The organism is Aromatoleum diolicum (assembly GCF_012910955.1).
In the GTDB taxonomy this organism is placed as follows: Bacteria; Pseudomonadota; Gammaproteobacteria; order Burkholderiales; family Rhodocyclaceae; genus Aromatoleum; species Aromatoleum diolicum.
The window spans coordinates 32,281-44,473 of the sequence record NZ_WTVQ01000040.1 but is presented as its reverse complement, the minus strand read 5'-3'; the positions used below and the strand labels follow the sequence as shown (position 1 = coordinate 44,473).

The following is a 12,193-nucleotide window of genomic DNA, read 5'->3' as shown; positions in this document are numbered from 1 at the left end:
CGGTAGCCGCGCGACTGTTGGCGAGGGCGTCATGCGGGCGGCGACGCAGGTCAGCGCCGATGAGGAGGCCATCCCGATCGTTTGGGCGGGCCTTCACTCATGCAGGTCGTCGCGCTCGATTGACGCTGCGCCGGGGCGCAGTTCAATTTGCCGACAATTTCGCCCACCACACCGACATCGGCACTGTGAACAGCGAATTCCCGAAGGGGAAGTTGTCGCTCGTCGTCGCAGCCGCCGTAGCAACGGCGGCTTTGGAATGACACGGCCGAACTGGCACTATCGGCCGAGGCCGTGTAAAAACTCGCTGGTGCATCAGAAATCAGACGTTCCCGGACGCCGCGGCGGCAAGTCAATGAGTTCGAACACAACAGATCTGTTCAGCTGAACTTCAAAAAGGGCATTTCAGCCCTTCATCGCCGCCATCAGTGCCTCATTTCCCATCAAATTCATTACCCGCTTCAGGTTGTACGCCAGAACGTGCAAATTCATCTCCGTTCGGACGCGTTCGAGGCCCTTGGTCAGGAAGTGGGTTGCGCCCATCCACGCCTTAAGGGTGCCGAAGGGGTGTTCGACTGTCCGACGCCGAATACGCATGCTGTCGGGTGCCTGATCGAGGCGCGCCTGCATGACCTCCAGTTCCTCCTCATGCACCCAGCGGCTGACACGCCGATAGTCACTGGGCGTGCATTGGCTCTTCATGGTGCATCGCGTGCACGATGAGCTCCAGTAGCGATTCATCGTGAGCCCCGCCTCGACTCGGGCAAAGCGCCAGATCAGGCGCTCGCCGGACGGGCAGACGTACTCGTCGTTGTCACGGTCGTACACGAAGTCTGCCCGGTCGAAGCGCCCCTCCGCTTTCGCGCTGGAAGTCGTGCTTTTCGGAACGAGCGGCACGATGCCGGCTTTGTGGCAGGCGAGGATTTCCTCGCTCTTGAAGTAGCCTCGATCGGCGATTGCAGTGAGGGACTCCACGCGCATGGCCTTGCGCGCCTGCTTGCCCATCTTGCTGAGTTGGTCCCGGTCCAGCCCGTCGTTGGTCACCTCGTGGGCCACGATCAGGTGGTTCTTCGTTTCGACGGCCGTCTGCACGTTGTAGCCGACGATACCCGTGCCACGCGTCTTCATGGATCGGGCGTCGGGATCGGTGAGGGAGATCTGCTTGTCGGGCGTGTTCTCGAGCTGGACACCGATCGCCTCGAGTTCCTTCATCCGCGCCTTCAGGGTCGTGATCTTGTCCTGCAGCCGCTCCTTCTTCGCTTGGGCCACCGCCGGCTCTTGCCGGTCGGCCGTATCCATCTCGACGAGGTAACGCTCGATGCTGGATTCGATCTCCTCCATGCGCCGTTGCAGCTTGGCGCTGGTGAAGTTGCGGTCGCGGTTGTTGACCGCCTTGAACTTGCTGCCGTCGATCGCCACCACCGCTTCGGCGAAGAGCCCCAGTTCTCTGCACAGTACAACGAACTGGCGACAGACGCCGCGGATCCCCTTCGGATTGTCCTTGCGGAAGTTGGCAATGGTCTTGAAGTCGGGCGTCAGGCGCCCGACAAGCCACATCAACTCCAAGTTGCGCTGCGCCTCGCGTTCCAGGCGCCGACTCGATTGGATCCGGTTCAGGTAGCCGTAAATGTAGAGCTTGAGCAGCGCCGCCGGGTGATAGGCGGGTCTGCCAGTGGCTGCCGGATCGACGCCGACGAAGCCCAGCTTGCGCAGGTCCAGTTCATCGACGAAGACGTCGATCACCCGCACCGGATTGGTCTCGGCGACGAAGTCATCCAGGCTCTCGGGCAGCAATGCGCCCTGTGTCCGGCACTGTCCTTCGATGAAGCGCTTCATGGCTACCGATCACACTGATAACAATGCCATAAGCATACAACATCGACCGTTTTTACACAGCCTCGGCCAGTAGCTGCCATCCGGGGTCACGGCTCCAAACCGGTCACTCGTCCCCCTTATTTCTCGAAATCTGCCGTTCGCCGCCGCAAGGCGATCCTGTCGGCCTGACCTGCAGGTTTTGGATCGGACAGTCGGCAACGCGAATCGGCCGGAGTCGCTCTCCGGACATGGCCTGCCTTCGCAATGACTGCTCCGGACATCGCCACCGCTGCTTTGGGGGACTGTCGGGCATTGACGATACCACCCTGCCGCTGCCTACAGAGGCTCGAGCAGTCGTCTTGCACCACGTGCGTAATCCAGAGGGTCTCATCGTCGCCTTCGAATGAATCGGAGGGTTGATCCTGGGACGACGCCGGCGTCGAGCAGGGATACATCGAGTTCGGTCAGCCGGTTGCCTCGTCGTGGGGTCGGGTTTGGTTCCAGCACCGCCTCCCAGCCCGAGTCCAACTGAAAGTATTCCGCTACCTGCCGCACCGTCTTTACTTCGTCGACGTACATCGGCGTGCGCGTAGTCGATCCCTCGATTTCGATCTCGACGAAGAAACGCAGGGCACTGCAATCGAGCACCTCGGTCGGGTCCAGCCTTCCGGTCTCTACGGCATGCCACACTGAGCGGTCGGGAGCCTCATCGGGAACACGCGCCGCTGCCGTGTCATGTATCACGATCCGCAGTGGCGAGGCTTTTCGCAGGGGCCGAGTTTGCACGAAGCGCCGGATGCCACGCAGCATCTGGACCAGCGAGAAGATGCGTGGCCAACGGCCCTTGCGGACGCTCGCGCTCAGCAGCATGAACGATATGGTCGAGGCCCCTTTAAGCACGGCGACTTGCAGCGCACGCGTCGTGACATCGGCGACGTTCCGCAGATCCCGATCATGGCGACCGGTACCGGGATCTGGCTTCCGCGCAATAGCCAGCAGTACGGCCTGCCCGGCCACCTGCTTGAGATCGTCATGGTCGGTGATGGGAACTTGTGGCCCTCGCAATGCGGCTGGCACATCACCACTGACGCGCTTCTGCCCCGCACTGCCGACGATCCAGTTTTCTGCGGAACTCTTCTCGGGGAGCAGCGTTGGCTCAATGTCCACGCACACGGCCGGTGTCGCACCATGCATCCAGAATCGCCGGGCGCCGCGCGGCGGTTCGGTCAGCGCGTCTGCGATTTCCTGCAGGCAGGCCGCAAATCCGCTGTATTTCGGGGCGTTCAGCGGATCCTTGTATGTCAGCACGACGATGTTCAGGCGGGTGTGCATGAACCAGCAGGTGTCCCGTTTCACATCTTTCTTGTTGATCAAGACGCAGTGCGCATGCTGGTTAGCGCCGAGTCGGATTATTGACTCGCCGAACAGGCCGCGGAAGTACTCCTCCCCGAGGCCAGTGCCGACAAAGAGGAGCGAACGATTCCGATACACCTCGGAAAACGCGGCGCGGAAGGTGGCGTTCTCGAACGTTGCCCGCCGGTATTGGTCGTAGCCGAGGACAATCTCTTGGTTTAGATCGACGCCGTTGAGACCGTTGCCAAGAAAACCCTGCAGGGCCCAAAGCAGGGGGCGAACGGGGAGATTAAGGGATGCCAGTAAGGTGTGGCAGTGTGCCGCGCTTCGACCCAACACCGCCATCACGTCGTTATCGTACTTGGCGCGGTGGTGCCGCTTGTTAAAGGCGTCGAGGAACAGCGGATCGTAGTTCGTCGTCAGGATCAACGGCCACCAGGCCGACGCCAATGCGCTGACCGCCGGTGGCGGCTGGTCCTGGCTACTCTTCGGGTCAGGGAGCGTCGTTTGCATCGCGTCGGCCAAGGAGCGTCCCTGTGCCCTCAGCTGCCAGACGATGCGCTCGGAGGCAAGTATCAACTGCTGGTCCGTGGGGCGAGTTCCAAGCCGCACATCACGAATCCCTGCTTCCTCGGCGAGGGCTTTGACGAGGCCCGACCACAAGCGCAACCGGGGTGCGTTGACCCCCGATCCGATAAACGGCACAAGTAGCCCGCGACGGTATCCAACGCGCAAATGATCCAGCGCGTCACGATACGACAGAGGTCTGAACGGATCCCGAGTGATACTGTGCGAACCGACCTCGCCGCGCATGATCGTCTCCGTCTTGCCCATAAGGTTTCTTTCGTGCAAGCGATCTTGAGCTGTCGTGCCAGTTCGATCGGCGCCTGCTTTGTGACGCGGCTTGGACCCCCGGTGATCAGGCCTGGACAGCAGCTCGGAATCGAGCGATTCAGTCCTGCTACCGCCCAAGTTGTTCGTTCAGAAGCTCGATGACGCGACACAATGCCTCGCGTGTCGCGTGATCGTCATCGCCTGCGCGGTCGTACTCCTCGGTCAGAAGCGCATGCGGAGGATTGAAGACGCGGCGCCACCACGACGGATGCGAATACTCGTCGAGTTCGGCCTGGGCACCGAAGGACCGGGCGATCCGCTCCAGTCGCCTGCCCGGACAGAGGCGGTCTTCAGCGTAACGCTGCAGCAGGATTTTTTTCTGGTCCGACCTCGCGGCACACGCCCCGGCTTGCAGTTCGTTGTCCGAGATGTTCAGCTGATCCATCCACGGACCTTCACCGAGGCCGATGGTCCGGTAGACTATGCGAAGCGGAATCGCAGGCTGCGAAACCACCCCAGTGGCGACGGCCGCATCGATGAATAACGGGATCACGAAGGCCCCGGTCAAACACATGCCGATCGCTCCGATCCGGGCGCCGCCTGCGCGTTCAGCAATGTCGGCAGCCAGTGCACGCAACCAGTCCGTGATCGGGGCATGGACCCCCGCCTCGAGCCGTGCAAACTCCACCGATATGCACAGCGCCCGCCAGTTCGCCAGCGCCGCATGGCGAAGCGGCGCGCCGACCAACAGCGGCAGATGTACACGGAAGCCCGCGTCGATGAGGCGCTCAGCGAAGCGCACGCACGGCATCGCCAGCCCCGGCAGTTCATGCAGTATCAGCACCGACGGGCCACGTCCCTTCTCGAACACCGGATGGTCGATGTCACCGGACGCGAAGCTGCGTTCGACGAAGCCGAGGCTCGCCATCGTCGACGTGGCGGCCTCCATCAGCTGGCGGCCACGGCGGCGAGGAGGGCGTAAGCCGTTTCAGGGTGGATGATGTCCGAGTGACCCAGGATCAGCATCTCGCCGTTCATGTTGTAGACCCGTCCACCCTTGAACGAATAGGACGTGCCGGGCTTGCCAAAGTCCAGCTCGCTCGCCTCGGGGGTACCCTGCGCACCGTTGCGGCCCAGACCGCCGTAAGGATCGCTTGCATCGCCGAGTCCCGAGTCGTTCTGACTCGCAATTCGGGACGCGAGCGGGTAAGCCAAACCAACCGGCAGATCGCGCGACGTGTGGCTTACAAGCAACGGGCCGCTAAGCCGCGCCGGGGCGGCGACAACCCTGCGAAAGACTCCTACGGGATGCCCCGTTGAACCGTCCGAGAACGCGTTGTGCGAGAACGCCGCCTGCAACAGGGTCATCGAGCCGATGCGCAGTGGAGGCTGGTCGTCCGCGCCGAGAGCCACGGATGTGACGAGTCGGGCACCGAAACTGTGGCCTACCAGATGAATCTTCGGGGGTTTCTGCCCATCTGCAATCTCGCGGACCAGTGCATGGACTGCACCGCGGCCGATCATGCCTGCACGCTCTTTCATCTGGTAGTAGGTCGTCAAGTTCAGCAGATTGCTCGCCGCCGAGGCGATGCCGCTGAAAAAGCCGCCGATTCTCGCAGCGCCGCCTGCAACGTCCGACGCGGGGGCATCGCCAAGATTCTGTGCGCCGCCGCCGTCGGACGACGCTGTCGGTGTCGGGGGCAACTGCACGGGCCCCGCGAGCCGTTGCAGCAGGTCTTGGGCGTCGAGCGCATTATAGTAGCCATCGGTATTTCCTTCGTCATCAGCCGGCTGCCGTGTCAACAAGCCCCGTACGAGCCGGACGAATTCGCGCTGTGCGGCTGGACTGTCGGCGAGCTTGGGGGACAGTTCGCGTGCCGCAGAAAGCTTTGCGTCGGCCTCGGGATCGTCAAATGCGCCCTTCAGGGTGTCGATGTGCTCCATCAGCGCATCTGCCATTTCGCCCGAGTCGATACTTGCAGCCTGGCCCGGAATCAGGGACTTCTCGGCAAATTTCTTGGACGGCCACAGAACGGCCAGCACGCCGAGTTGACGGGCTCCGAGCGGGGGCGTGCTGGCCACGAGGCAAGCCCGCAATGCGGCGAGCAGGCGATCGTAGAGCGTGCGTGCTTCGGCCATATCGTTGTTCCAACCATGCGATAGCACCAGTAGATCGGTCACCGCGCCCTGACCGAAAACGTCAACTGCTCGAGCGCGTTCGGCGGGATCGATCACCGTTCCGGCTTTGTCGACCTGGAACTCGATGTAGGGGAAGCCATGGAGATCGGACATGAAAGCTCCTGGGTGAAATGGGTGGGATGGGTCAGACCGACTGGATCGCGCGCATTAGGTCGACGAGTCCGCTGCCCTGGAAGTAGCGGTCGCGCTTCAGGTCGGTCGCGGTGGACATGAACACCTCCTTGACCCTGTCCGGTCGACCGATGAACTCACGCCGCACGGATAGGAACGCGGCGATGACACCTGACACATGCGGTGCTGCCATGCTGGTTCCACTGTCTTCGCGGTAGCGTGCCGCAGACACTAGCGCAGGAGGGGCAGGCGTCGCGGGCTGCGCCGGCGCGGACGCGGCCGCCGGTAGTGCGGCCGCGGCGACAGCCGGCGCTTGCGGCCGTTGCCATTGCTGCACCAGCGCCTGCAGGGCTGTCTGTCGTGCAGCTTCGGCGGTGGCTGCCGCTTCGGCATCGAGCGTCCTCGCCGGCTGCCAAGACGACGCACAAGAAACAATCTTTTCCCCCGGCGCCACGAGGTCGGGCTTAGCTCTGCCGTCTCCTGTCGGTCCTTTGGACGAGAAGTAGGAGACGCCGTAGATGTGCGGCATGTCCCGGTGCGTCGATCCAACGGTGATCGCCAAGTCAGCATTGCCGGGATCGTTGATCGTCAGTCCTAGGCCGGCGGGCACTGAGCCCTTAAACGCGCTTTGCGCGGTGCCATAGCCGGTGTTCCCCGCGGCGACGACGACGACCACCCCCGACTTTACGAGCCGGTCGACCTCGACGCACAACGGGCTCTGGCCACAGGCAAACCATTCTGGCTCGAAGTTGTAGCCGACGCTCAGGTTGACGCCGTGCACGCGGATGTAGCGGCCGTGGTTGTTGATCCTCTGGACCTCCTCGAGCGCTGCGATCAAGCTGCTCGCTTGGCCCTGCCCTTTGTCATTGAGCACCTTCAGGCTCAGCAGCTTGCAGCGCGGCGCCATGCCCGAAACGCGTTGCGGATGGATCGGAATGCTGCTGATTTCGCCTTTCTCGTCGCGCGCGCGACCGACCGCGTCGATAGGACCTTGATCGACGCTGCGGAAGCCGGCAATGATCCCGGCGACGTGTGTGCCGTGTCCGAATCGATCGACCAGCGCACCGTTGGGATCCACACCGTCGCCCGTGAAATCCAAGTGCGCAAGGGGCGGCAACTCACCCAGGTCCAAATTGGCCTGCACCGCGAAATGCGGATGAAGACCATCGATGCCGGAATCGAGCACAGCCCAGACGATGCCGTCGCCGGTCGTCGCGAACGACTGCAGTGCCGCATCGGCCTTTACCGTGGAAATCGATCGGTGCAAAAGCGCCTTAACCTCGAAGTCGGGCCAGATGCGATAGATCGCGCGGCGCGGTGCGTCGGCGCCACCTGCCTGGTCGCGCCGCACCAGCTCGCGGATGAAGCGACTCTCGAACTCCCCGAATAGGTACTGCTGCGACAGGCCGCTCTTGGCTGCGTTGATGCCCTGGGGGCGCGTCTTCAGCCGCCATGCACGTGCGCGATCTTGCATGATCGCATCTACGATTTCCCGAACGCGATCGCGCGCCGCGTCTCGACCGCCCGGGTATTCGAGGTGGACGTCGATGATCACCGCAAACCGCTTAGGTGGCGCGCTGCCTCTGGGCCCGCGTGGCGCCACATCGGCCTTTTCCATCATATCGAGCAGAGGCAACGCGATCGGACTGCGGTCTAGGAGCCGCGTCTCGAACTCGAACGCTCCGCTATCTGAACCGACAGCGGCAGAGGTCGCGTCCGTCGCGGATTCTGAACTTCGCTTCTTGTGAGTCGCCACCGTGATCTCCCGCGCTGGTAGAGGCGCAGCTTAGGCGCCGAGGAAAAATGGCCCAGTCTCGTCGAGGCTGGTGGAATCAACTCGCAAGGGTTCCGACCTTCTAGGCGTTCCGCGAACCCATCTTGCCAATGACGCTTATTGCGCGGCTGCACGTAGTTAACATTCCGATCCGCTGCGGGGGAGAGACGCTCGTGAACCGCTGCGCTGGATGAATGGAAGCGCCAGCCTTCGCTCAGGGCTCCCCGGAGGAAATCGCGTCAACTGAGTGAGGCGCTGCTGCGCCACCGATCTTGTGCCGGCTCACCACCTCGCCCTTTCTGAAAAATGTCACCTCCGCGCCTCTCTCGCTCAGCTCGAGCAGGCCCCAGTTGTAACGATCATCACACCTGATTGGCTTGCCGAGTCCGAGAAGGTTGACGGCAAAGCCGGACGCGATCAACTCGTGGCACGGACGCCGCGCGTACGGAGCACCGAACGCATTGCGGTGGATGTCGCCACCGAGGAAAAGGACATCCTTACCATTGGCGATCAGCCTCGAAAGTCTGCGCAGATCACCCTTGTACGACTGCCAACTTTCCTGCCCCCTTAGCAGCGACCAGCGCGTAAGTGCGATCGGCGAGCAAATCAGCGTATAAAGCGCATCATGCTGCAGTGCGTCCGTGACGAACTCCCACTGCTTTTCACCCAGCAATACGGGACGGTCTCTCGATGGCCCGGAGTTATATGAGCGGGTGTCCAGGAAGATTGCACGTCCGAGGGGGAAGTCTACGTAGCGGTAGATGTCGTTTTCACTTTCGCTACCGTACATCCAGCGGTTGAAGAGCCTCCTCGACGCCTTCACCTTCTCGGGCGGCACATCAGCACCGACCGCACCGTTCCACGCAAAATCGTGATCGTCCCAAATCCCATACACCCCGCCCCGAGTCTTCATCCGCTCCAGCAAACGCGCGAAGTGCGGCTCCGCCCACTGCTGTGCGTACTTCTTCTCCATCCGCTCACGAAAAGCCTCAAGCGATAGCCGTGCAGGACTACGCGGTCCCCACAATGGATCGGAAACACCGACGTATCCGTAATCCATGTAGATCTGATCGCCCAGCAGAAACAGATAGTCAGGATTAGCATCCAGCACGTGCTGCCAGTGCGGCTGCGACGGAAAAGCCTCGTAGCGGATGCAGGAGGTGAACGCTATCCTGGTCATTGCTCAGCTCCGGAACGGTGCGAGAGGTCTAATTAGCAAGAAAAGCGCCATTCCAGATAGCCCGCGGATTCAAGCGGATGCTGCGTGGCTTCGCGCCGCAAGTGTAAGCGTTTCCGACACATGGTTACTCAGGCAACTGGGCATTAGCCCTGCGTGCCGAATCTGGGCGTCAAGGGACGGCGGGCCGGGCCACCGGGCTTGAGGTGGCGGACATCTTTCGCCGAGCCGGGCCCACCTACCGCCGGACCACTCTCCCAAATGCGAGTCGCCGGTGTTCGGGGGCAGTGGCTCGAAGCGTGCCACGCCTATCTTGAGTATTTCCCCTTCGTCTTGCTCATCCCCGAGCACATCGCGGTGAAGATTGCTGACGAATGAATGACAACTGACGCGTGCGACCCAACGTTCGACGATGCCCCTCCCGCGCTCCGCGACCGTCTCTTACTGGCCGGGGTGTCCGACGCCATTCCATGCGCGCAGCCCAGTCCAGCTTCAAACGTTCCGCTCAAGTCCACACACCACCTTGGTGCCAACGAACGGCCGCTTCGTCGGCACTGGTTGTTGCAGCGAATGGCCGCTTTGAGAAAGCCCGACTGGCAGGTCAGGGTCGGGTCCGGCTGTAGCCTGAAGTGACAAGCGGTCATTGACCGCCACAAGCAGGTGAGCGACAGGTGACCGGCGCATTGCCGCCCGGCGCCGGCGTCAGGCCCAAGGTCAGCAATGGCCGATTTCCGTCTAGGTCCAACATAAACGATTCTGTCTATGGCCATCTCGGACTCTCAAAACCCAAAACCAGCTAAGGCCGGTTTTGGGTTTGCCTGATTTGCAAAAGTCAGGCGGAAAAGCCGCCATCAATTAACAGGCTGGCGCCGGTGATGTAGGCAGCCTCGGGGCCGGCCAAATAAGCAGCGAAGCTCGCCACTTCCTCCACCGTGCCGTAGCGCGGCAGTGCCATCAGGCCCTTCAAGGTCTGCGCAAAATCACCGCTGTCCGGATTCATCTCGGTGTCGATCGGGCCGGGCTGAATGTTATTGACGGTAATGCCGAGCGGTCCGAGATCGCGCGCCAGGCCCTTGGTCAGACCGACGATGGCGGACTTGCTCATGGCGTATATGGAGCCGCCCTGGAAGGGCATGCGGTCGGAGTTGGTGCTACCGATGGTAATGATGCGGCCGCCCTTGTCCATGTGCTTGACCACCGCCTGCGAGGCGACGATCACGCTGCGCACATTCACGGCCAGGGTGCGATCAATGTCTTCGAGCGAGATCTCCGTTTCGGCGACATTGCCCAAGGCCAGCACGCCGGCGTTGTTCACCAGGATATCAATCTTGCCGTAGGTGTCGGCGGCCACCTGCACGGCGGACTTGATCTGCATAGCATCGGCGCTGTCGGCCTTGATCGCAATGGCGCGACCGCCGATGGCTTCGATCTCCTGGACGACTTCCTGCGCCTGGTTGGCCGAGCTGGCGTAGGTCAGCGCCACGGCGGCACCGTCACGAGCCAGCCGCTTGGCAATGGCAGCACCAATGCCGCGCGAACCGCCCTGAACGAAGGCGACCTTGCCGGCCAGATGATCGACTTGCGCTTGTACGTTTTGAGCTTGCTTCGACATGATGTAACTCCTGGAGTGGTTTGGCTTCGCAATATCGCTACGCCATGGAGCGAACTATCCGCCGATCATTGCATTGTGATAAGCCATGAATCCTTATATTCTGTTCAAACTAATGGTTTGAAATAGGCAGGCTTGATTTGGCCTGAAAAGCGCATGGAAACATTAGGCGGTATCGAATGCTTCGTCCGCAGCGCTGAAGCCGGTAGCTTCTCCGAAGCGGCGCGGCGCCTGGGTCTGACCTCGGCCGCTGTGGGCAAGAACGTGGCCCGACTGGAGGCCAGCTTGGGCATTCGCCTGTTCCAGCGCAGCACGCGCAGCCTCCGCCTAACCGAAGCCGGCACGCGCTTCCTGGCCGAGGTCAGCGGCAGTCTGGCAACCATACAGAGCGCGGTCGCCAACCTGGCAGATGCTGAAGGACAAGCCGCCGGCACGCTTAAGGTCAGCATGGGCAACGCCTTTGGGCGCGAGCACATCGTGCCCCTATTAAGCGACTTTCTCGCCCAGCATCCGGCGATCGTGCCCGACTGGCACTTTGACAATCGTCAGGTTGATCTAATCGCGGAAGGCTTTGACGCCGCCATCGGCGGCGGCTTCGAGCTTCCTCCCGGCCTGGTCGCCCGCACACTGGCGCCGGCGCACATCGTTTTGCTCGCCTCTACGGCCTACCTCGCTGCTCGACCGGCAATCACGCATCCGGATCAACTCAAGCAGCATGCCGGCATTTTCATTCGCTCGCCGCAAACCGGGCGTATCCGTCCGTGGGGGCTGATCAACAGCAAGGATGCGCGCCGCAAGGAACAGATGCCGATAGACATGCAAATCCGCATGACCATGAGCGATCCAGCCGCTTCGCTCGAGGCGGCCGAGCAGGACTTGGGCATTGCTGTCACCAGCATGCCCAACGCCCAGCCCTATCTCGCCAACAAGCGGCTCGTCCGCGTCCTGCCTGACTGGTATGCCGATGCCGGCGCCCTTTCGCTCTACTTTTCGGCGCAGAAGCTACTGCCGGCCAAGACCCGGGCTTTCATCGATTTCGTCGTGTCCTATTTCCGCAAGCACAAGATGGCGCAGCGCTTCAGTGCATACTGAAGCGCCCCGGCTTTCGTCGTCGCCTTGAAGGAACGCTTTGAATTTATCAGCGGTCTGTGTCCTGAGCAGAGACGAACGTCAGCAAAGGCCGCAAACTGCCTGATCCCAACGGCAATAAACATCAATTCGGCCTGGGACTAAACCGCTCGCGCGGTAGGGCGTGCTGAACCGCTTCGAACAGTCAGGACGTCGCGGGTGTGCATCGGCAGTGCTCTGCCATGTTGGAGATGAG

General features: G+C 62.0%; 8 protein-coding genes. 1 reads left to right on the top strand and 7 read right to left on the bottom strand.

The window, feature by feature from the left end; all coding sequences use genetic code 11:
* Positions 1–402 precede the first annotated feature (402 nt).
* The 7 genes from GPA25_RS18765 to GPA25_RS18735 form a co-directional block, all read right to left on the bottom strand.
* Positions 403–1,833 (bottom strand): IS1182 family transposase, encoded by a 1,431-nt coding sequence (locus tag GPA25_RS18765; protein WP_169261932.1) that lies wholly within the window; start codon positions 1,831–1,833, stop codon positions 403–405.
* A gap of 366 nt (positions 1,834–2,199) precedes the next feature.
* Positions 2,200–3,978, bottom strand: a complete 1,779-nt coding sequence (locus tag GPA25_RS18760; protein WP_169261931.1) for an SIR2 family NAD-dependent protein deacylase — start codon at positions 3,976–3,978, stop codon at positions 2,200–2,202.
* A 148-nt stretch (positions 3,979–4,126) separates the two neighbouring features.
* Positions 4,127–4,948 (bottom strand): dienelactone hydrolase family protein, encoded by an 822-nt coding sequence (locus tag GPA25_RS18755; RefSeq protein ID WP_169261930.1) that lies wholly within the window; start codon positions 4,946–4,948, stop codon positions 4,127–4,129.
* Complete coding sequence (locus GPA25_RS24315) at positions 4,948–6,234, bottom strand: alpha/beta fold hydrolase (RefSeq protein WP_169261929.1); 1,287 nt, start codon at positions 6,232–6,234, stop codon at positions 4,948–4,950. Before GPA25_RS24315 ends, GPA25_RS18755 begins: the two co-directional genes overlap by 1 nt.
* 88 nt (positions 6,235–6,322) lie before the next feature.
* Positions 6,323–8,065: a S8 family serine peptidase gene (locus GPA25_RS18745; protein ID WP_169261928.1), complete on the bottom strand. Its 1,743-nt coding sequence runs from the start codon at positions 8,063–8,065 to the stop codon at positions 6,323–6,325.
* Between the two features lie 232 nt (positions 8,066–8,297).
* Positions 8,298–9,263, bottom strand: coding sequence for an alkaline phosphatase D family protein (locus GPA25_RS18740; protein ID WP_169261927.1), 966 nt, complete (start codon positions 9,261–9,263; stop codon positions 8,298–8,300).
* An 829-nt stretch (positions 9,264–10,092) separates the two neighbouring features.
* Positions 10,093–10,872 (bottom strand): 3-oxoacyl-ACP reductase family protein, encoded by a 780-nt coding sequence (locus tag GPA25_RS18735; protein WP_169261926.1) that lies wholly within the window; start codon positions 10,870–10,872, stop codon positions 10,093–10,095.
* Positions 10,873–11,025: 153 nt separating this feature from the next.
* Between GPA25_RS18735 and GPA25_RS18730 the strand changes: the two genes are divergently transcribed.
* Positions 11,026–11,961, top strand: a complete 936-nt coding sequence (locus GPA25_RS18730; protein ID WP_169261925.1) for a LysR family transcriptional regulator — start codon at positions 11,026–11,028, stop codon at positions 11,959–11,961.
* Positions 11,962–12,193: the final 232 nt, after the last annotated feature.

Bases quoted from the DNA above. Each gene is read 5' to 3' on its own strand.
- GPA25_RS18765 (WP_169261932.1), bottom strand. From the start codon at position 1,833: ATGAAGCGCTTCATCGAAGGACAGTGCCGGACACAGGGCGCATTGCTG.
- GPA25_RS18760 (WP_169261931.1), bottom strand. From the start codon at position 3,978: ATGCGCGGCGAGGTCGGTTCGCACAGTATCACTCGGGATCCGTTCAGA.
- GPA25_RS18755 (WP_169261930.1), bottom strand. From the start codon at position 4,948: ATGGAGGCCGCCACGTCGACGATGGCGAGCCTCGGCTTCGTCGAACGC.
- GPA25_RS18740 (WP_169261927.1), bottom strand. From the start codon at position 9,263: ATGACCAGGATAGCGTTCACCTCCTGCATCCGCTACGAGGCTTTTCCG.
- GPA25_RS18735 (WP_169261926.1), bottom strand. From the start codon at position 10,872: ATGTCGAAGCAAGCTCAAAACGTACAAGCGCAAGTCGATCATCTGGCC.
- GPA25_RS18730 (WP_169261925.1), top strand. From the start codon at position 11,026: ATGGAAACATTAGGCGGTATCGAATGCTTCGTCCGCAGCGCTGAAGCC.